At 70.5% G+C, this 18,596-nt stretch carries 19 protein-coding genes; 5 read left to right on the top strand and 14 right to left on the bottom strand.

Features of this window, described 5'->3' with window-relative positions; all coding sequences use genetic code 11:
* Positions 1 to 38 precede the first annotated feature (38 nt).
* Positions 39 to 425, top strand: a complete 387-nt coding sequence (locus ACNFOC_RS17585) for a hypothetical protein (RefSeq protein WP_416960053.1) — start codon at positions 39 to 41, stop codon at positions 423 to 425.
* Between the two features lie 33 nt (positions 426 to 458).
* On the opposite strand, the gene ACNFOC_RS17590 is transcribed toward ACNFOC_RS17585, so the two are convergent.
* From ACNFOC_RS17590 to ACNFOC_RS17610, 5 genes are all read right to left on the bottom strand, one after another.
* Entirely contained in the window at positions 459 to 1,385 is a 927-nt protein-coding gene (locus ACNFOC_RS17590) for an immunity 49 family protein (protein ID WP_416960054.1), read from the bottom strand.
* A 106-nt stretch (positions 1,386 to 1,491) separates the two neighbouring features.
* Positions 1,492 to 1,818, bottom strand: coding sequence for a WhiB family transcriptional regulator (locus ACNFOC_RS17595; protein WP_416960055.1), 327 nt, complete (start codon positions 1,816 to 1,818; stop codon positions 1,492 to 1,494).
* 156 nt (positions 1,819 to 1,974) lie between these two features.
* The gene (locus ACNFOC_RS17600) at positions 1,975 to 2,982 is read right to left on the bottom strand and encodes a hypothetical protein (RefSeq protein ID WP_200726544.1); all 1,008 of its coding nucleotides are present in this window, start codon (positions 2,980 to 2,982) and stop codon (positions 1,975 to 1,977) included.
* 240 nt (positions 2,983 to 3,222) lie between these two features.
* On the bottom strand, positions 3,223 to 3,582 hold the full coding sequence (locus ACNFOC_RS17605; protein ID WP_200726545.1) for a hypothetical protein: 360 nt from the start codon (positions 3,580 to 3,582) through the stop codon (positions 3,223 to 3,225).
* 67 nt (positions 3,583 to 3,649) lie between these two features.
* Complete coding sequence (locus ACNFOC_RS17610; protein WP_416960056.1) at positions 3,650 to 4,426, bottom strand: GntR family transcriptional regulator; 777 nt, start codon at positions 4,424 to 4,426, stop codon at positions 3,650 to 3,652.
* Between the two features lie 150 nt (positions 4,427 to 4,576).
* Between ACNFOC_RS17610 and lexA the strand changes: the two genes are divergently transcribed.
* From lexA to ACNFOC_RS17625, 3 genes are all read left to right on the top strand, one after another.
* Positions 4,577 to 5,278: a transcriptional repressor LexA gene (gene lexA, locus ACNFOC_RS17615; protein ID WP_416960057.1), complete on the top strand. Its 702-nt coding sequence runs from the start codon at positions 4,577 to 4,579 to the stop codon at positions 5,276 to 5,278.
* 76 nt (positions 5,279 to 5,354) lie between these two features.
* Positions 5,355 to 5,672: a hypothetical protein gene (locus ACNFOC_RS17620; protein ID WP_416960058.1), complete on the top strand. Its 318-nt coding sequence runs from the start codon at positions 5,355 to 5,357 to the stop codon at positions 5,670 to 5,672.
* A gap of 82 nt (positions 5,673 to 5,754) precedes the next feature.
* Positions 5,755 to 7,098: a hypothetical protein gene (locus ACNFOC_RS17625; protein ID WP_416960059.1), complete on the top strand. Its 1,344-nt coding sequence runs from the start codon at positions 5,755 to 5,757 to the stop codon at positions 7,096 to 7,098.
* 256 nt (positions 7,099 to 7,354) lie between these two features.
* Here the strand turns inward: ACNFOC_RS17625 and ACNFOC_RS17630 are convergent, their stop codons facing one another.
* Positions 7,355 to 8,233 carry a M48 family metalloprotease gene (locus ACNFOC_RS17630; RefSeq protein WP_416960060.1) on the bottom strand — a complete coding sequence of 293 codons (879 nt, stop codon included), beginning with the start codon at positions 8,231 to 8,233 and terminating at the stop codon, positions 7,355 to 7,357.
* A gap of 319 nt (positions 8,234 to 8,552) precedes the next feature.
* On the opposite strand from ACNFOC_RS17630, the gene ACNFOC_RS17635 reads away from it, so the two are divergent.
* Positions 8,553 to 9,548 carry a DUF6615 family protein gene (locus tag ACNFOC_RS17635; RefSeq protein WP_385296534.1) on the top strand — a complete coding sequence of 332 codons (996 nt, stop codon included), beginning with the start codon at positions 8,553 to 8,555 and terminating at the stop codon, positions 9,546 to 9,548.
* Between the two features lie 23 nt (positions 9,549 to 9,571).
* Here the strand turns inward: ACNFOC_RS17635 and ACNFOC_RS17640 are convergent, their stop codons facing one another.
* The 8 genes from ACNFOC_RS17640 to ACNFOC_RS17675 form a co-directional block, all read right to left on the bottom strand.
* Positions 9,572 to 10,270: a ComF family protein gene (locus ACNFOC_RS17640; RefSeq protein WP_406003943.1), complete on the bottom strand. Its 699-nt coding sequence runs from the start codon at positions 10,268 to 10,270 to the stop codon at positions 9,572 to 9,574.
* A 41-nt stretch (positions 10,271 to 10,311) separates the two neighbouring features.
* Complete coding sequence (locus ACNFOC_RS17645) at positions 10,312 to 11,277, bottom strand: DNA-processing protein DprA (RefSeq protein WP_331734107.1); 966 nt, start codon at positions 11,275 to 11,277, stop codon at positions 10,312 to 10,314.
* 120 nt (positions 11,278 to 11,397) lie between these two features.
* Positions 11,398 to 13,023 (bottom strand): hypothetical protein, encoded by a 1,626-nt coding sequence (locus ACNFOC_RS17650; protein ID WP_385296527.1) that lies wholly within the window; start codon positions 13,021 to 13,023, stop codon positions 11,398 to 11,400.
* Between the two features lie 303 nt (positions 13,024 to 13,326).
* Positions 13,327 to 13,926, bottom strand: coding sequence for a hypothetical protein (locus tag ACNFOC_RS17655; protein WP_416960061.1), 600 nt, complete (start codon positions 13,924 to 13,926; stop codon positions 13,327 to 13,329).
* 62 nt (positions 13,927 to 13,988) lie between these two features.
* Entirely contained in the window at positions 13,989 to 14,156 is a 168-nt protein-coding gene (locus ACNFOC_RS17660; protein ID WP_416960062.1) for a hypothetical protein, read from the bottom strand.
* 38 nt (positions 14,157 to 14,194) lie between these two features.
* Entirely contained in the window at positions 14,195 to 14,500 is a 306-nt protein-coding gene (locus ACNFOC_RS17665) for a hypothetical protein (protein ID WP_331734097.1), read from the bottom strand.
* 44 nt (positions 14,501 to 14,544) lie between these two features.
* Positions 14,545 to 15,759, bottom strand: a complete 1,215-nt coding sequence (locus ACNFOC_RS17670) for a hypothetical protein (RefSeq protein WP_416960063.1) — start codon at positions 15,757 to 15,759, stop codon at positions 14,545 to 14,547.
* Positions 15,756 to 18,542 carry a DEAD/DEAH box helicase gene (locus ACNFOC_RS17675; RefSeq protein WP_416960064.1) on the bottom strand — a complete coding sequence of 929 codons (2,787 nt, stop codon included), beginning with the start codon at positions 18,540 to 18,542 and terminating at the stop codon, positions 15,756 to 15,758. The genes ACNFOC_RS17670 and ACNFOC_RS17675 overlap by 4 nt, the downstream gene beginning before the upstream one ends.
* Positions 18,543 to 18,596: the final 54 nt, after the last annotated feature.

The following is an 18,596-nucleotide window of genomic DNA, read 5'->3' on the forward strand; positions in this document are numbered from 1 at the left end:
CGGCGTGCCCAGACCACCACGGGAGCGCCGTCAGGTCCGTGGGTGAAAGCCCGGGCGGCGCCGCACGCGGCACAGTGGACAGCGAAGTACCGGGCGGGCGGTTCGCCCCGGGCGACAGCCAGGCACGTTCGGCACGCTCTGCGCTCGTCGAACTCCCCGGCGTATGGCCGCACGACCGGGACCTCGATTCCGTGGCCGCTGCACAAGAGCCGCATGCCGCCGGCCAGACCAGTGGGCGGCTCCTCGCCCGGCGCGAGGCCGTGCAGCTCACCGGTCCTCGGCGCGCGAACCACCACCGCAGGCGACCGAAGACCGGCGCCGTCCATGGTCACGCGTGGCGGCGACGCCTGAGCCGGCTGCGGGAGGCGCTGGTACACATGGCCCGCCAGTACGGGTACGTCGACGCGGACGTGGACCTGCTGTAACCCCCGAGGTCCGGCGACGACCGTTCTGCCGGGTCAGGAGCCGACAGGGGTAGGCGGCTTCAGCAGCGAGGTCGGAAGGTAGGCGGACCTGGTCCGCAGGTCCCAGCCATGCGCCTGCACGGCGAGTGCGGCCAAGGCGATCGCGCCAAAGGGAAGCAGACTCCCGGGCGCGGGATTCTCACCGACGCCGACACGGTGCTGCGCCAGTCGTTCGTCCAAGGCCCGCTCGAAGGCGCTCTGATCGTCGCGGAGCAGGACGCGCAGCAGGCGCTGGTCGGGACTCACGGCGTGGGCCGCGTCCAAGGCGAGGGCCGCGTCCAGTCGCTCGTCCGTCGATGGCTTGGTCAGCGTCACCTGTGGCCAGTCTCGGGGCAGGTGACCGCGGGCCGGGGTCAGGTAGCCGCACAGGGCGTCCATTTGCGCGAGGTCGGCCGAATCGGAGACGGAGTCCCGGCCCGCGTGGGGCAGGCTGTTGCGCAGTGCGGGCGCGAAGTCGTTGCGCAGGAGCAGACCGATCACCCGTTCCCAGTCCCGCACCAGACCGCTGGAGACGCAGATATCGAAGGCGTCGACCCATGTGCGGGCGGTGACCGTGTCGGTCGCGTCGTGCATCTCGTCATAGTCCAGCTCCTCGCTGGTCAGACGCGTCCCGGTCAAAGGCAAGGGGATCGCCCAGTCGCCGTGGGGAAAGCAGCCCCGGTCCAGCACGCCCAGGCGGCATTCAGCAGCGGTGACCAGGGCGAGGCGAGTGCCCTCGTCGTCGAGGTCGGGGTCCTGGATGGTGCGCGCTGCGACGTGGTCGAGCAGCTCGTGGCCGAGTTCCTCGAGCATCACGCGCATCGGAAAGCCACGCTGATAGACGTCCTCGAAACGCTCCTGGACACGGTCCGTCTTGTCGCCGAGGGCCTGGTCGAGGCGCTGCTGGTTCACGGGGTGGCGTGGCGCGTTGCTGATCTCCATCGGTGAATCCTGTCAGGCGCCACCGACAGCGCCGTTCTCGCGCTTTCCGTCCGGCGACCGCATTCCGGTGACGCGGGCTCCGAAGGCCTTGTGCGAGCGGGGGTGATCACCCCGTGGCGTTCCAGGGCGGCTGGTCGTCGGACCGGACGATGCGCTCATGTTCTGATCGGGCCGCTTCGAGCAGGCGGCGCCAGGAGGTGACCAGCGGCCGGCGTCGCAGGAGGGAGCGCCGTTCACGCTCGGTCATGCCTCCCCAGACGCCGTGCTCGATGCGTTTGTCGAGGGCATGGGCGAGGCACTCGGTGCGCACCGGGCAGCCGGTGCACAGAGCCTTGGCCCGGTTCTGGGCCGCGCCGTCGACGAAGAGTTCGTCCGGATCTGCGGTTCGGCAGATCGCGTGTTCGCCCCAGGTCTCCTGTTCATCCCCGACCATCTGGACGCCGTCCCCTCCCCGGTCCGGCCTGCCGTTCCCCCCGGCAGGCGCAGTCCGGAAACCGTACGGCAAGCACGCGGGTCGTGGGACCTCGCCCGGTTGCGGCAATCCCTTTGAGTGACTGCGGCCTTGACGACATCGCCGGCGCAGGTCGGCTCAACCGGTGCCCGAGCACCCGGGCATGGGCGGCAATGAGGCTTCGCCCGTCAGAGCGCTGGTGCGCTGCCGGATCGCCGCGAACATCTGGGCGCGATTCTCCTTGATCGGGTAGTCGATCCGGTCGTAACGCAGTTGGAGGGCGGCGGTGCGATCCGGGGACTTCAGGAGGACCAGCCCGAGGCTTTCTCCGGGCGTCAGGTCGCGGTGGCCGCACAGCTCCAGCGGCAGACCGTGGTGCGGGTCGGTCAGGGCCTGGACCAGCTCGGCGCGGCGCAGGCCGGTGTCGGAGTCGTGTTCGAGCTGCAGGATCCACCACTCCCCCAGCCTCGCCTCGTGGCCGGTGACGACCTGGGGGACGGCGACCGTGTGAAGGAGACCGAGGCGGCGCAGCAGTCCGCTGGGCAGCCAAGCGGCGTCGCGCCAGGTGGACTCGTAGGCGATCGGCTGGCGTTCGTCGTCCCACTGCTTCTCGTAAGGGGTCCAGGTGTCGCCGGCCAGCCAGCAGGCTTCTCCGCCGTTGCTCTGGATCTGCTGGGCGAGGGCCGCCTCGGCCTTCTGGAAGGCACGGCGCGAGGGGCCCGTGAGCTGGATGCTGGTCGGCTGCCCGAGTCGGCGGAGCTCGATACCGCGATCGGTGCGCGCGCAGATCCGGACGCCGTTGAGTCCGTAAATTTCGTCTCGTCCGGAGCGCATCGGTGCGCGGCAGGGCAGCAGCCCGCCCAGCAGGCTGTCGAGGCTGTCGTTGCTCTCCAGGTGGAGCCTGAGGCCGTGCGGGGTCGGCTGCACGTAGCGGATGCCGAAGGGGTACTCGAAGAAGTGCCTCTGCGAGTTGAGGACCCAGTAGAACACCTCGGATTCGAGGAGCAGTTGCACCTGCTGAGCCGGAACCGGGATGAGGGGCGCGCCGGGCTGCAAGGCGGTGACGGCGTCGCAGGCGGCTTGGCGGGGGGCGCCGGTGTAGAGGGCGTAGGTCCGGGCCCGGCTGCTGATCTGGGTGGCCGACATGGCTTCAGGCACCTTTCGCTCAGCTCCGTCGGCCCGCGGAGCGTGAGGAACAGGCACTGATGTGCGGTATGGCGGTCAGTGGGGTGCAGCTGATCGAAGCCGCGCTTCTTCGCCTCCGCCTTGAACCCGTGGGGCCGAGGTTCGCGTGAGGAGCAGCAGACCGATGCCGCACGGCGCGACTGTAGTCCTCGGGCCCGGCTCGAAGGGGGCGCCACGCCGTTCGCCGGTGCGGGGCGCGGCTTACAAGCGGGACGCGGCTGGCTGGGGGTCGTTGTGCTCGGCAAGTTGGTCGCGGGCGACGGCTTCGTGTCGGAGCGCGGTCCTGAGGTGCCACAACGAGATCGCGGGCAGGAGACCGCCGAGCCGGGCCACCGCCCTCATCGCCTCGGCCGCCTGGGCCAGGAGCTTGGCGGTCGATCGCGCCTGCTTGGTGCTCCGATCCCCAGTCAGGCGTTCTACGATCTCGTCCAGTAGTTGTGCCAGCTCACCGGCTCCGGGGTCCTCCGGTGCTTCGGCTCCCCACCACTGGACGGCCGCCTCCAAGGCGATGAAGCAGAAGGTGCGGTCGAGCGGTGGCGTTGTTCCTACGTCCCCGTGCATCACGGTCACCATCGTTCACCGTCAGGGGTTCTCTCGGGGCGGGAACCGAGAATCGGCCGCTCTCGGGTCAGCCCGCGACGCGGGGTGTGACGGGTTCCGAACACGGTCGCGCTGCGGCTGGCACGGGTATGCCGCGGCGCAGGGCCTCGCGAGTGAGGATGTCGAGCTGGGCACCGGCCGCGGTGTAGGCGTCGGCGGCGCGCGCCAGGCGTTGCTCGGCGGCGGCCAGGTCTGCGGCGAGTTCTACATCGGTTCGCGGCCGCGCGTGAAAGCTCGGCTGTGGTGAAAGCTCTGTCGCACCAAGGTGGGGCTCGTCCTGCCTTGCGGAGCGGCGGATGAACACGCCCTTGCCCTTGACCGCGTAGACCAGGCCCTCGCGTTTGAGTACGCGCACCGCGTTCTGTGCGGTCGAGTTGGCGATCCCGAAGCGGTCTTGGAGTTCCCGCGCGGAGGGAAGCCGCCCGCCCGGTTCGAAGCTGCCGGACCGAATCTCCTCCCTGAGCAGGTCTGCCGTACGGACGTAGGGGGGCCGGGGGTCGTGTTCCTCGTCGATCACGTCGTTGGCGACGTGGGGAAACTCCGTCCGGGCCGCCGGCGGGAGGCCGGGGTGTGTGCTGCTGACGTAGCTGCCCCGCCCGAGCACGGAGTAGACCATGCCTTCCTGCTTCAAGACCCTCAGCGCGTTTTGCACCGTCGAGCTGGAGACTCCGAAGCGCGCCTGGAGTACCCGCGCCGACGGCAGTCGGCTCCCGCGGGCGTACTCCCCGGTCTGGATCCCGGCGCGCAGCACCTCGGCAGCCTGGAGGTAGGGCGGCCTCGAGTCGTCTTCCAGCGGCAATGTCATGGGTGTAACCGTACGCAGCACCATCTTCCGCTCCGGGCTGCGAGTTGACCCCCGCGGCCGTCTGGCCAGCGAAAACAGGTCGAATATCTGTGCCATTTCCCGGAATCTCGGGTTACGGTTCGTACCTGGAAGAGCACGAAGGGGGACATCATGGAGGCCACAACGTCTCGGTACGTCGGGCGCCCTCCGGGCATCGTGACCCGGGAGGACGGACTGACCGACCGGCAGCACAGGATCGTCGACGCCATCCGGTCCAGCATCAGAGACCGCGGATACCCGCCGTCGATGCGGGAGCTGGGCCAGGCCGCCGGGCTCTCCAGCACCTCGTCCGTCGCGCATCAGATCGGCGCTCTGGTGAAGAAGGGCGTCCTGCGACAGGACCCGAAGCGCCCTCGCGCCTACGTCCCCACCACGACAGCCGGCCCCGAGGGCGACGTCGCCGTGGAAGCGGGCCCCGAAGACGCGGTGTCCGACTCCTCGGTGGTCCACACCCCACTCGTCGGCCGCATCGCCGCCGGCGTTCCCATCACCGCCGACGAGCAGGTCGAGGATGTGCTCGCGCTGCCGAGGCAACTCGTCGGCAGCGGGAAGGTGTTCGCGCTCACGGTCAGCGGCGAGTCGATGATCAAGGCGCACATCATGGACGGCGACACGGTCGCCGTCAGGGTGCAGCCGGACGCCGAGAACGGCGAGATCGTCGCCGCCATGATCGACGGCGAGGCGACGGTCAAGCGGCTCAAGCGGGATGGCTCGACGGTGTGGCTCATGCCGGAGAACGACGCCTTCGAGCCTATCTGCGGCGACGCGGCGTCCATCCTCGGCAAGGTCGTGGCGGTCATGCGCAGCGTGTGAGCACCGCCGGTCGGGGATCCCGGCCGGCCGGAAGCGGTGACTGCTGTGGTTGATTCATTTTGGGATGGGGAAACGCATGAGCGACGAATCAGGGCCGGACGTGACGTGGGAAGAGATCGCGGACAGCTGGCGGCTGGACGAACTTCTCGAAGGCCGCATGCGGCCCACCACGAGCGACGACGTGCTGACGCTGATGACGATCGGGGCGCTGCGCGGACGGCCGCCGCTGAGTGAGGCCGCGCGGCGCAAGGCCCTCGACGTCATGATGGCGGCGGCTGACGGCGGCGCGGGGGCCGAAGAGGACCACACGCCGCGGGATCCTGCCCGTATCGAGCAGACTCGTCAGGCCGCGCTGCGTGCCTTCGACGAGGCCCAGCAGCAACGCGAGGAGTGACCAAGCCCAGGCGGCTCGCCGCAGAGCCGCCGCAGGGCACGGACAGGGTGCCTTCGAACCGAGCGCCATCGTTGACCAGGGCATGAGCGTTCGGAACCTCCTCGACACGGCCTTCGCACAGCCGGCCGCCCCGGCTACGCGTGACAGCGGCCTCACCTTCACCGCCCTGACCTCGGGCGCCTGGAAGGAGTTCCTTCTCGGTCCCGGCGCTGGGCCCGGCAGATCGGGATCCTGGGACGAGCAGCTGGCGGTGCTGTGGAAGCGAGTGGTCGCCGAGTGCGGAGAGGCACAGCGACTCGCGGACGAGCACGACATCGACTGGGAGCTGGCTCCTCACGAGACGAAGGCGGTCCTCGCGCTGTGCGGGCCGGACGACGTCGTCATCGACGTCGCCGCGGCCGCACTGGCGACCCAGCGGGACCAGTGGGAGCTCGAGCGGCGCTTCGCCCGGATCCATCGCCGCCTGCCCTCGGACCTGTCCGGCCTGGTGCCCGCGGACGTCGGCGCGCTGCGGTCCGGTCTGCTGGACGAACAGGATTTCCCCGCCAGCACCTACGCCGTGCAGCAGGACCGAGCCGTACGGTGGCTGCGCGCCCTGACCGGCACGGCGGCCTACCTCTCCGCCGCGCACATGGTCCCCGCCCCGCTCGCCCTGGACGTGGTCACCACCGCCCCGCTGGACGAACCGACCCGGCAGGCTCTGCGGCTGCCGGCCCCCTGGTCGCTCATCACACACGACGCCGTCCCCCTGCGCGCGGCCCAAGCCGACGACGACGAGCTCGCCGCGCTCATCGAGGCCGGCGTGTGCGTGGGACCGGAGCCAGTCATCCTCGGCGGCCTGCTCGCCTCCCAGCCCGATGGCCAGCTCGACACGACGTCCGGGTTCCTGCTCATCTCCTCCCTCGACGCGACGGGGAAGCGATGCCAAGTGCTGCAGCCGACCGCGTACGGCAAACACGGCGGCGGCCGCGTGCTGTACGGGTACGCCGCGCAGTTGGCGTTCGCCCGATGGACGCAGCCGCCCGCTCTGCCGGACCCCGGTCCGCGCCCCACGTCGCGCAGCACCTTGGGCAGGATCGCCACGAGCGAGGCCGGGCAGGCCGGCGGCTTCCATGGGGTCCGTGTCCTGGACTTCACCCCTCCACCCGAGGGACCGCCCGAGCAGCGCACGGCGCCAACCGGCTCGCGAGGGCCGCTCGTCGTCGGCACGTGGCGGCGGGCGCACTGGAAGCCCGGAGTGCGGATCGGGATCCGCGACAGTGACGGGCGGCTCGTCGGGCCGGTCTACAAGGACGGTGCGGTCGAGGGCGTCACGTTCACTCGTGAGCGCCGGTTCTTCCTCCGCGCGCGGGTCCGCGCCGACCTCCCCCTCGCACCCGCCACCCCGGTCTACCGGATCCCGAACCCCGGCGCTGCGAGCCGGTGACCTCCATGTGAAAGAGAGAGCCGGTCGCGGCAGAGGGTCGCGAGAGCGGGTTGCCGCGGCCGGAGGGCGGCTGATCACGCCTGAACCGGCGGAGTACACCCCCGGACGCAGCGCACGGGGGGACGCGGCGTCCAGGGGGACTGCTCGACAAAGTACCGCGCCAACCAGCCGCTTATCGCACATATCGGGGAATCCCATCACGCGTCGGCGCGCAGCGCGGGCTCGTGGCCGGGAAGCAGTGGGCGAGGAAGTCGGATCAACTGGCGGCCGGCGTGTGCAGCGGATGCACAGCCTGCCCGCGTGCGTCGGGCAACGGGACGTGTTCGGCACACAGGATCCGCAGGCGCAGTGGCGGGTGCGTGCGCAGGCCCCGCACCGCCACCCAGATCCGGGGCAGCACGGCGCGGGCGCGTTCACGGTCGAGGTCCTCGCGCCACATGTCGGCCACGGCGGTCCGGCCGCAGACACGGGCGGCCGCGAGGTCGCAAGCCAGTTCGCCCCACCAGAAGAACAGGGTGTTCAGCGCCCAGGCGGCGGCTGCTGTCAGGGCGAAGGCGGGCAGGGGCAGCAGGCCCGCGGCCAGGCCGGCCACCGCGACGGCGGCGGACTCGGCGGCGATGCGCTTGCCGGTGTCGCGGCGCTGGAGGTGGGCGAGTTCGTGCTCCAGGACCGCGGGGAGGTGGTTAGTGTGACGGGGGTGGAGCCACCGCATGCCGAGCCACACGTGGCCTCGGCGGCCGTGGCCGGTGGAGCGGGCGTCGGCCCAGCTGCCGGTCTCGCTGGAGGTGGCCAGGGTGACCTTCTTCAGTCCGCGCTCGGCGGTGGTGCGGCGTACGTGCTCGGTGGTCTGCCGCATCCTGGTGGCGATGTGGCGGTACGTGTCGCTGTCGGACGGGTCGGGCTTGCGGCCTGCGTGGACCTGCCAGGTCAACGCCTGGGCCGACGGCCCCATGGTGATCGCCGACTTCTGCCGGGCGCGGCCCTGCACCAACCACAGTCCGCCGGCCGCCGCCGCCACACCGACGGCGATGCCGGCCGACGGTCCGCGCAGCTGTGTCATGACGGCCTCGCTGGTGATCGCCGTCGCCACCACCGCCTGCCCCACGTGGCGTTGCAGCCTCTCCCCCAGTGTCATGGTGATCACCGTAGTCGGCGGGCGCCGTGTGTCCGGCTACGCCCTGACGCCAGCGAGTGCACTCCCCACGAGTCAGTACGAGTACCGCCTGGATGCCGGGCCCAGCAGGAGGAGGAAAAAGAAGCTGGATGGCATCGCGACTTCGCTGGCGCCTTCCGAGCTTCGCGAACGCTCCGATGATGGCCGTGAAGGGGAGGGATACTGAGAAGAAGCCATTCCCAAGTCGCCAGGAAGGGCAGCCGCATTGAGCCAGTCCCACGGTCATGAGACCGGCCCGTACGAGGCACTCCGGCAGGGCCGGACGGCAGTGGATCGTCTGATGACCGGCATGCTGGGCGCCGGTGGGATGTTCCTGGAGGTGGCGGCAACCCAGGTACTCCTGTCCACCGCGAGCCCCCGCGTCCAGTTCGTCGAGTTCACCGCCGATCACGAGAAGGAGAACGGAGCCGACTGGCTGTGGTGGTGGGTGGACCGGGACGGCACCTGCTACGGGCTCCTTGTCCAGGCAAAGATCTTGAAGGTGAACGGCAGGCGCTGGAGCGTCGACTTCACCTACAAGACGCGCGGCGACGACCGGACGCAGCTCTCCAAGCTGATCAGGGCGGCGAACCGCTTCGACGTCCCCGCGGCCTACGTCCTGTACTGCGGCGACTCGCAGTACCGATCGACTCTGAACTGCGATCGCACCCATGACGACATTCCTTGCAAGGAACGTGACCGGGTTGGTGTATCCACCGTCTCCGCCCTGGTAGCGGAGACCGCGGTCGGGCTGGGCGGGACGAGTGCGGGCGTGATGGCTTTCCACGACGCGATCCCCGTCGAGGACATCGCCAGCCCCGACGGCCTGGACGCGCCGATCGTGCCTCTCGCGCGCGGGCTGGACGAGGACCTCGAGCGCTTCCTGCGGCAGCCTCAGCGGGGGTCTCGCCGGGTGGCAAAAGAACTTCTCCGGCCGGTCCAACAGATCAGGAACGGCCAGTTCGCCGGTGCCGCAGTCATGCAACGCGCCACCCCGGTCACCAACGCCCTCTTCCAGAACGTCCCCAACGACTTCGGGCACTTCTCTGTGCCGTACCTCGCGCACATGCTCTGCGGTCTGCGGGCCGAGGTCCCCGACTACGTCCGGGACGTCCTGGAAGGCCGGCCTCCTCCGCCGTGGGTCACTGACCATCTCGGCGGGATCGTCGTGATCCCCGATGCGGACGCCCCGACCACGGCGTCACCGGCCCTGGCCGGTGACGCCGGGCTACTCCTCCCAGATCTCCCAGAAGCGCCTCAGCCGCCGCTTGATCACCGCCCTGGGCAGGCCGCGTGAGGTCGACACGGCACGTCGGGGGCTCATCCGCTCCAGGGGACTCGGGCGAGAACCAGCCCCCGGACGTCGGCGGCGCCGGTCGCCCGGAGCCGGAGCGCGACGTGCTGGAGCTGCGAACCGCTGGTGAAGACGTCGTCGACGAGCAGGATGGTGGCTCCCTTGATGTCGCCGGTGTCTCCGGTCCAAGTCAGGGCGGCGGCATGCGCGGTGGCGGCCGCGCGTTTGTCGTCCAGGGTGCGGTTCGCGGACCGTGGCGTCTCGGCGTGTTTCACCAGCCGATGCGCGCCCGGCGGGCTGAGCGGGAAGGCTCGGGTCACGTCCTCCGTGTAGGCGGCATCCATGATCGCCTCGATGTGCCGGATGGGCTGGCGGCCAGTGTGTGTGGGGTTGCCGACCACGTGGTCGACGCCCCGCATCTCCTCGGGGTGGCTCTCCATCCAGCCGACGAGGAGCCGGCCGAAGATCATCGCCCAGCCGGCCCTCCCCTCGTATTTCAGCGTGTGGATCTTGTCGCGCAGGGCTCCGGAGTACATGGCCACTGCGTCGACGCGGGAGAACCCCCGCTCGGCTTCCGATAGCGCGCACACCCGGTTGCTGCACTGTCTGCCGGGCGCGACGGACTGGGAGCAGACCGGGCAGTGGGGCTCGGCGACTGGCTGGAGGGTGCGGCCGGCGCAGTCGGAGCACAGGCGGGCGGTGCCGGTGATGCGGTACGCGCACACTGGGCAGCCTGGGAAGCCTGCCGGATCCGGGAGGCCTGCCGTCACAGACCGGCCAGGGCGAGCTGCTGGCGCTGCTGGCCGGCGGCTTGGATGTCCGCTGCCTGGCCGAGGCGGTCGGTGATGTCGCTGGAGGCGGTGACCAGGATCGCCCGGTCCTCGTCCAGCATTTTCTTCGCCCAGGGCTGGGTGTCGGCGAGAGAGCGGATCAGGAAGACGAGCTTGCCGTGCTCGGCGGCTAGGCGGGCCTGCATCTTGGCGCCCGACGTGCTGGAGGCCTCGATGACGACGCTGCCCAGGGTGGTGCCGCTGGTGACGACGTTGCGGCGGGGGAAGGTGTGCCTGGCCGGGGGATGGGTGGGCCAGAACTGGCTCAGTAGTGCGCCGCCGGCAGCGAGGATCGCCTTGGCGAGCGGCCGATTCTCGGCCGGGTAGATCGGGGCGGCGATGCCGGTGCCCATGACAGCGAAGGTCCGGCCGCCCGCAGCGAGCGTGGCCTGGTGGGCTGCCGCGTCGACGCCCTTGGCCAGGCCACTGGCGATCACGACGTCGTGCTCGACGAGCTCGCGGGCCATCCGGGCGGCACGGCGAAGCCCGTCCTCGGAGGCCTGACGGGTGCCGACGACGGCGATGGAGCGGGCGTCGCGCTGATCGAGCTCGCCGCGGTAGAAGAGGAACGGCGGCAAGTTACCGATCAGCCTCAGATTCGCCGGGTAGTCCTTGTCCAGGACCGTGACCAGGCGCGCGTCGGCCTTGCCGGCTGCGGCGAGTTCCTCGTCGACTCGGGCGCGGGCATCGTCCAGGCCGACGGCCAGGGCCTGCTGCAGCAGGGGGCGGTTCTTCGTCGCTGCACGCGAGTCCTCGTGCAGCTGTCCGTCCATGAGCGCTGCTAGACCCTCGGGGCTCTGGGCACTGCGGGCGAGCAGACTCCAGTCCAGGGTGGCATCGCCGGCGCGCAGCGCGCACAGGGTCAGCAGATCGTGCTGGTCAGCGGTGATATCGAGGTCCATCAAGGTGTCCTTCTACTCGTGGCCCCGGGATGTTCGAAGGATGAAGCGGTGTCTCGGGCCACTTCCATCATGGCGTACGCGGCCCCCGTACGGGCGGGAAGGGGCCCTCGGACCGATTTTTCAGGCGTGCCGCCGCTGCTCCATCCGGGCGAGGGCTTCGGCGAGCTGGGTGGCCCCGCCGGGCGCCGCGACCGGTTCCCAGATGATCCCTACCGCCAGACAGATGCCGCTGACCAGGCGCTCCGCCTCGCGAGTGTCATACCACTGCTCGACCTGTCCGGGCAGAGCAATCCACCACAGAGCGGTGGTCGTCGTCTCCCCGGTAGGCACGAGGTACTCGCCTCGCCAGACGAGGGGGTACGCGTTCTGCTGGAGGTGAGTGAGCATGTCGGCGAGGTGCCGCTGCCGGGCGATCTTGTAGGCGGTCATGGGAGAGCGGGTGCCAGCAGGAACCGGGCGGGGTGCCGGATGAGCCATCCGGGCAGGGGCCGCCTCAGAGGCCTGGGGTTCGACGGCGACCTCCTCAGCGGCAGCGAAGTGCTCCATGGCCGTCGTCAGGACTACCGACGGCCCTTCCTCCGCTCCTCCAGGGCCCGTCGTCGTCTGGAAGTGCGTCAGGGTGATGTCGTTGGTGGTGAAGGGATCGATCGTGACGCCGGGACGCAGCTGGTAGACGGTGTGGCGCGAGGGGTATTTTCCGATGGTCAGTGCGATGACCCGTGCTGCTCCGGCCTCGCTGAGGAGGGTGCGGGCCCACTCTAGGGACTTGCCCTCGGTGGTGAAGTCGTCGAAGACGATCACCGTCTTGCCGACGATCTTCTTCTTGTAGGCCGGGTTGACTCGTACGGTGCGGGCCTGGGCGGCGATGGAGATGTCCCGGCCCGTCGACTGGCCGACGCTCCTCTTGTACCGCTCCAGGCTGGTGTCCGGGGCCTGGGTGACGCGTTCGAGAAGGTCCTCCTTGTAGGAGGAGCCGGTCATGACCTTGGCGCGCCGCAGGAAGCCGGCGAGCTGCGGGTTGCCCTTGGCCGGTGTACTGCTGGGGTACACGCAGAAGAAGCTCCGACCAGGCAGCGCACCGTCGAGGTAGGCCGCACACAGAAGGTGCAGCATCAGGACATCACGCGCGTCCTCGTCCCCGACCTTGACGGTGTTCTCGTAGGTGAAGATGTCCTTGATCGTGAAGGTCCGGCCGCCGCCGCGGGGGAACCGCGCGTTGAAGGGCAGCATCGAGCGAATCGCGAAGGCGCGGTCCTCGTCATCGAGACGGAACGCCCAGCGGGGCTCGTGCAGCAGGAAGTACTTCAGGAGTTCGATGACGTCGGCGGGCTCGTCGGACATCAGCGAGGTGATCTTCGCTCCCAGGCGGCTGGCCCAGCGGGCGTGGATGTGGACGACTCCGGCGTGGATGCCTGTGTACCAGTCGAACTGCGAGGTCCCGATGAGGATGAGCTGGTTCATGCGCAGGTCGAGTCTGTCCGCGACCGCCTCCAGCCAGGCGCCGTTTCCGCGCTTCGCCTTGTCCGGGATGTCGTCGCGGCACAAGTGCAGGGCCGGTTCGGGGAGACTGGCCGCAGCGAGGGCCGATTTCGCGTCCATCGGGTCGTTGGTCAGCAGAACCCAGGCCACATCGCGCTCATCGAGCCACCGCAAGAGCTCGGCGATCCCTTCGTGGGCGTGTCCCGGCCCGCGCAGGACTGCCTTGTAGTCGATCGCGACCGCGCGCACCGTGTTCTTCTCGTCCATCGCCGCCCCCACTGCCGTGCCGTGATCATGAACTGACCGTCTGGCCATGATCTCAGCCGACTTGGCCGCGAACCTGCGGATTTCGGGATTCCCTGGCTCCGGCTCGCTGGCAGCCGGCCTTGCGCCTCCGTGCTCGCGGACACCTTCGTCGCGGCGGAAGAGAGCGGGTTCCGCGACGACGCCACCGTGGTCGTCCTGATACGGGCGGAGGGCTGAGGGCCGCCCTTGCCCAGCTTGGGGAACGCCGGGTCGGGACGGGTCCCCCGGACGTCGCGGGGCTCAGGTCGGTCTGGCGGCGGAGTGTCAGGACGCGACGAGCTGGTTTTGTGGTCCGCCAACAAAGTTGGTGACCAGCGCACGGATCCGTGAGCGGAGCTCGGACCACTCCTCGGTGGATCGATGCTCCGCCTCCATCTGTTCAAGCACCTTCTCGAAGGACAGCAAGGCCACACGGCCGCGGCGACGGCCCAGCGCGGTCCGGGCCTCCTGCAGAAGGGGCTCCCTAGCATCCGCGCCCTCGGCTCGGCGGTGTAGCGCGGTGATCCGGGTCAGCACGTTGAGGTTGCCCAGGATCCGGACGAGCTCTTGATCCGCCCATCTGCCGAGCTCTTGATCCGCCCATCTGCCGAGCACGGCTCGTCTGCCCTTCCAGACCGCGAATCCGACGCCGGCGATCCACGTCGGCAGCATCACGATGCGGACGGCCGGAGTCTCGGCCTGCGGGATCAACCCGCTGGCCAGGAGCATTCCGTACGGCCCCTGTGCCAGAGCGATGACCATGCACCACTGCAGCAGACCCCTCGGGTACCAGCGTAGGCGGCCGTCAGCGAGGGTCACCATCGCACCGACCACCGCCAGACCGACCAGGAGCAGCCAGGCTGCCTCCGCACTCACAGCTGTCATGTCACGCACATGCGGACTGTAATGCCCGGCACCGACAGCCTGGCCGCGGCCGGGAGGAGGGCTCAGGCTTCCGGGACGTCGTCGTGCTCGGGGCGGTCCGCATCGGGGGCGAGATGGTCCACGAGCATCAGCAGCATCTGCACGGCGAGGGCGCCGAGGAGGATGGTGACCCATCCCATGGTCCATGGCGTGCTGCGGGTGTCGAGCACGGTGGGCGTGAGCACCACCATGGCGGCGATCATGCCGCACGGAAGGACCCACTGCCGCCTCATGTCCGGCTGCCCGGCACGGCGTCGTCGGGCTGGTGGCCGCCCTCGGTGTCGTTGTCCGGGTGGTGCGGATGGTTTCGCCACGGAGCGGCCATGGTCATGAGCTCCTGGAGAAGGTGCTCGGCTGTGCCGTCGGGGTCCTGGGCGTGTACGGCCTCGGCGTAGGACTTCTCCAGAGCGTGGGCGGCTGTCCAGTCGTCCTCGTACGCCTGGCGGCCGTCGGGGTATTGCTCGCGGCGCCGGTCGTCGAGGCGGTCCACGATGAACTGGTAGGCGCGTACGCCGGTCTGCGGGTCCAAGAGCATGCGGTGGATCTTTCGGAGTGGGTGACCTGGTCGGGTGGGTCGGTCTACCGGCTGAGCGGTCGTGCGGCGCGGGCGCGCCGAGCGGCGCGGAATGCTTCGGCGGGATCGTCGCAGGCTCCGGGGGCGGGACGCCACTCATCGGCTCGCCAGAGCGTGAAGGGGTGCCACCGACCGTCGAGACCGGGCCGGATCTGCACGCCTGCGGTCGAGTCGGTGATCGCTCCGTCGGCGATGTCGATGATGCCGAGGGTGACGGCGCGGGAGGCGCGGAGGGCCTCTGCGGCCTGTTCCAGGGTGCTCGGCGGGATCGTGGCTGCGGCGAGGGTGGCATGGGCGCCGGCCGGGCCGCCGTGACGGTAGCCGATCATCATGGCGCGCAGCGTGGTTTCGGTGAGACCGGTGGCGTCGGCGGCGGCGGGTAGCCGGTCGATGCCGTGGGGGCTGGCGAGGATTCGCACGGTGTCGGCGAGGTCGTCGTGGGGTGGGTCCGGGATGGCGGTCAGGAGCGCTCGGGCGCGGTTGGCGGCGTCCTGGGTCATCCAGGCCAGGTCTTGGGCGCGGGGCCCGGGGATGGGCGGGTCGTCGAGGGTGGTGGTGACCGGGACGATGGGATCGAGGTCGATGTCGGGCGGGGAGTGCGGTGGCCGGTGGGCTGCCAGGGAGTAGAGCTGGTCGGCGCGGACGGTTCCGTCGGCGTCTGCCGGGAGGGTGCCGGGGTCGGTGTCGGCCATGAGGTCGCGGACGAGGGCGGCAAGGCTGCGGGCGGGCATGCCGCGGGCGCCGAGCAGGATGGAGGCCGTGACGGCGAGGCGTTCGGTGACGGCGTGGCCGAGGGCGGCGCTGTGGTCGCACACACGGCCCGCGTGGCCGGTGGGGCAGGAGCAGGAGAACGTGATCTCTTCTGCGTCCGGGACGATGGCGACGCCGCCTGCGTGTCCGGGGTCTGCGATCGCCGCGGGGACCCGGTGGGCGAGGAGGTCGGCGACGGCTTGGGGGTTGCCGGCCAGGCGGTCGGCGAGAGTGTCCCACTGGCTGTCGGTCAGTTCGGGCAGGAGCAGGACGGCTTGGTGGGTGGCCTTCTTCGCGGTGACGGCGGCGGCCAGGCGGCCGGGCTGTGCGTGAATCTGGGCGACGGCGCCGTTGCGGTGGAGGTTGAGGCCCTTGCCGTAGGAGCCGGAGCCGTTGGTCGCCAGGTGGAAGGCTTGTTTCCAGGCGGCGACGAGGGGGGCCATGTTGCGGGTGTTGCCGGAGCCGGTCATCGGGTTCCCAGGGCGACGAGGGCGTTGAGTTCGGTGTCGTCGAGGTCGGCGAGGGCGCTCTCGCCGGAGGTGAGGACCGCGTCGGTAAGGGCGCGTTTGCGGGCGAGGAGGTCGTTGATGTGATCTTCCACGGTGCCCTCGGTGATCAGGTGGTGGACCTGGACGGTGCGGTGCTGGCCGATGCGGTGGGCGCGGTCGGTCGCCTGGTCTTCGACGGCCGGGTTCCAGGGCCGGTCGTAGTGAACGACGTGCTCGGCCCGGGTGAGGGTCAGTCCGGTGCCGGCGGCCTTGACGGACAGGATGAACACCGGCGCGGGGTCCGGGTCGTTCTGGAAGGCGTCGACGAGGTCCTGGCGGCGCGCTGGGGGCGTCCCGCCGTGGAGGAAGCGGACGGAGCGGCCGCGGGCGCGGAGGTGGTGCTCGAGGATCCGGCCCATCTGTACATACCCAGTGAAGATCAGGGAGGCTTCGCCGCGCTCGGCCAGGGTGGGCATGAGGTCGTCCAGGGCTGCCAGCTTGCCCGAGCGGAGGGAGAGGCCGGCCGGGTCGGCGTCGTCCAGCGGCTCCTTGAGATACAGGCTGGGGGTGTTGCAGATCTGGCGCAGGGCCTGGAGCAGCTTGAGGACCAGGCCGCGGCGCTGGATTCCGGTGCTGGTGGCGATCTTGTCCATGGTGTCGCGGACCGATGCCTCGTACAGGCCGATCTGTTCTTCGGTGAGGGCGACGATGCGGTGGTGGTGCACTTTGCCCGGCAGTTCTGGGGCGATGCCGGGGTCCGTCTTGCGCCGTCGCATCATGAACGGGCCGACGAGCCGGGCGAGTTGGGCTGCGGCGGGTGAGGCGGAGTCCTTCTCGACGGCGCTGTAGCGGGTGCGGAAGGCTTTGCGGGTGCCGAAGAGGGAGGGGTTGGTCCAGTCGAGGATGGCCCACAGCTCGGTGATGTTGTTCTCCACCGGGGTGCCGGTGACCGCGATCCGGCCGCGGGCGGGCACGGTGCGCAGTGCCTTGGCGGTGGCGGAGGTGGGGTTCTTGATGTGCTGGGCCTCGTCCGCGACGACCAGACCCCACTCGGCGGCGGCGAGGGATGTGGTGTCACGGCGGACGGTGCCGTAGGTGGTGATGACGACCGTGTTGGGGTCGAGGGCGTCGCGGTCGAGGGTTCGGTCGGCGCCGTGGTAGCGCACGACCGTGGTGGAGGGCGCGAAGCGGGCGATCTCGCGCTCCCAGTTCGCGATCAGGGAGGCCGGGCAGACCACCAGCGTCGGGCCAGCGGCGCGGGTGGTCTCGACGCGGTTCAGGTGCAGGGCGATGGTCGTCAGGGTCTTGCCGAGGCCCATGTCGTCGGCGAGCAAGGCGCCGAAGCCCAGGTCGACCATGTTCGCGAGCCAGGTCAGGGCGCGCTGCTGGTAGTGGCGCAGCGTCGCTTTCAGGGCGGCCGGCGACGGCACGGCCCGGGGGGCGTCGGGGGCGCCGCGCAGCGTGCCGACCAGGGTGGCCAGGGCGCCGGCGGGCCGGGCTTCGAGGGCTTCGCCGTCGAGGGTGAGGGTGCCGGACAGGGCCGCGGTCAGCGCGTCGAGGGACGGCAGGGGTGCGAGGTCTCGGGCGCGGGCGCGGCGAGCGGTGTCGGCGTCGACCAGGAGCCAGCGGCCTCGTAGTTGGATCAGCGGCCACGCGGCGTCGGCCAGCGCGGTCATCTCCTGCTCGGTCAGCGGGTCACCGTCGAGGTTGATGTGCCAGCGGCAGTCCACCAGTCGCTCCAGAGCGAGGTATCCGCCACCCGTCGGGGACTCGTCCTCGTCGCCGGGGTCGTGGGTGCCGATGACGGCGGTGGCGGTGAGGGCGCCGAGGAGGGTGGGGGGCCACTGCACGGTGATGCCGGCCTCGGCGAGCGGGGCGGTGGCGTGGCCGTGGAGGCGGGCCAGGTTCTGGGCGTCCAGGGAGATGCGGTGGGGGCGTTCCTGGGCGGCGAGTTGCGCCAGGGGCGGGTAGTGGCGGGCGGCCCGGCGCAGCGCGCGGCGTACAGCGGGCAGGGCGGCGGGGGTGAGCTCGGCTTGGCTGTGCGGTGCCCCGTCCCAGACAGTGATCGCTGCAACGGTGTCGTCCTGATCGGGGGCGGCGAGGTGCAGGACGGCAGGTGCGGACGGGATGGTGCCCGCGGTGTCGGGTTCCTTGATACGCAGCACCAGGCGCGGGGTGGGGTGGGGATCGACGGTGTCCTCGATCGCGTCCGCCCACCTCCACAACTCGGGTGTCGCATCGGCATCCTGGCCGGCAGGCCCGGTGTGAGGGCCGGATCCCAGGAGGGTGGGAGTGCCGGGGGTGCGGAGCATGGTGTCGGCGACGGCGTCGAGCAGGGGCCACACCGCGTGTTCGGGGGACGGGACGCGGATGGGGTTGGTGCCGGCGAGGAGGCAGTGACCTTCGGGGGCCATCAGCGCGGCGACGTCGGTGACGGCGGTGCGCAGGGTTTCGGTAATCGGGCCGATGCGCCAGCAGCCCTGGCCTTGGTCGGTGAGGGCCGGGTGGACGCGCTGCTGGGCCACGCACGTCAGGGCCAGGCGCAGAGGGTGGCGCCATCCGGTGACCGAGGCGTGCTCTCCCTGGCGGGGATCGAGGATCAGGGGGAGGGCGAGGCGGAGCGGGACAGCCATGCCGGTCACGGTGGCGCGGCGCGGCATGATGCCGCCGGTCCCTGCCAGGACGAGGTCGCGGGTGACCGGCTGAAGGGGCGCCGGCAGTAGTTCGAGGTCGGGGAGCGGTGCGCCGTCGGGCCTAAAGATCATCCAGGTGCTGTGGGCGGCGGGAAATGGGTTGCGGGCCCAGGCCAGTCATGGCAC

Source organism: Streptomyces colwelliae, assembly GCF_048158785.1.
Lineage (GTDB): Bacteria > Actinomycetota > Actinomycetes > Streptomycetales > Streptomycetaceae > Streptomyces.

What these genes read in the sequence shown, in the direction of transcription:
- ACNFOC_RS17590 (WP_416960054.1), bottom strand. Translation starts at nt 1,385, where the DNA reads ATGGAGATCAGCAACGCGCCACGCCACCCCGTGAACCAGCAGCGCCTC.
- ACNFOC_RS17595 (WP_416960055.1), bottom strand. Translation starts at nt 1,818, where the DNA reads ATGGTCGGGGATGAACAGGAGACCTGGGGCGAACACGCGATCTGCCGA.
- ACNFOC_RS17600 (WP_200726544.1), bottom strand. Translation starts at nt 2,982, where the DNA reads ATGTCGGCCACCCAGATCAGCAGCCGGGCCCGGACCTACGCCCTCTAC.
- ACNFOC_RS17605 (WP_200726545.1), bottom strand. Translation starts at nt 3,582, where the DNA reads ATGCACGGGGACGTAGGAACAACGCCACCGCTCGACCGCACCTTCTGC.
- ACNFOC_RS17610 (WP_416960056.1), bottom strand. Translation starts at nt 4,426, where the DNA reads ATGACATTGCCGCTGGAAGACGACTCGAGGCCGCCCTACCTCCAGGCT.
- lexA (WP_416960057.1), top strand. Translation starts at nt 4,577, where the DNA reads ATGGAGGCCACAACGTCTCGGTACGTCGGGCGCCCTCCGGGCATCGTG.
- ACNFOC_RS17620 (WP_416960058.1), top strand. Translation starts at nt 5,355, where the DNA reads ATGAGCGACGAATCAGGGCCGGACGTGACGTGGGAAGAGATCGCGGAC.
- ACNFOC_RS17625 (WP_416960059.1), top strand. Translation starts at nt 5,755, where the DNA reads ATGAGCGTTCGGAACCTCCTCGACACGGCCTTCGCACAGCCGGCCGCC.
- ACNFOC_RS17630 (WP_416960060.1), bottom strand. Translation starts at nt 8,233, where the DNA reads ATGACACTGGGGGAGAGGCTGCAACGCCACGTGGGGCAGGCGGTGGTG.
- ACNFOC_RS17635 (WP_385296534.1), top strand. Translation starts at nt 8,553, where the DNA reads ATGACCGGCATGCTGGGCGCCGGTGGGATGTTCCTGGAGGTGGCGGCA.
- ACNFOC_RS17645 (WP_331734107.1), bottom strand. Translation starts at nt 11,277, where the DNA reads ATGGACCTCGATATCACCGCTGACCAGCACGATCTGCTGACCCTGTGC.
- ACNFOC_RS17650 (WP_385296527.1), bottom strand. Translation starts at nt 13,023, where the DNA reads ATGGACGAGAAGAACACGGTGCGCGCGGTCGCGATCGACTACAAGGCA.
- ACNFOC_RS17655 (WP_416960061.1), bottom strand. Translation starts at nt 13,926, where the DNA reads ATGACAGCTGTGAGTGCGGAGGCAGCCTGGCTGCTCCTGGTCGGTCTG.
- ACNFOC_RS17660 (WP_416960062.1), bottom strand. Translation starts at nt 14,156, where the DNA reads ATGGTGGTGCTCACGCCCACCGTGCTCGACACCCGCAGCACGCCATGG.
- ACNFOC_RS17665 (WP_331734097.1), bottom strand. Translation starts at nt 14,500, where the DNA reads ATGCTCTTGGACCCGCAGACCGGCGTACGCGCCTACCAGTTCATCGTG.
- ACNFOC_RS17670 (WP_416960063.1), bottom strand. Translation starts at nt 15,759, where the DNA reads ATGACCGGCTCCGGCAACACCCGCAACATGGCCCCCCTCGTCGCCGCC.
- ACNFOC_RS17675 (WP_416960064.1), bottom strand. Translation starts at nt 18,542, where the DNA reads ATGATCTTTAGGCCCGACGGCGCACCGCTCCCCGACCTCGAACTACTG.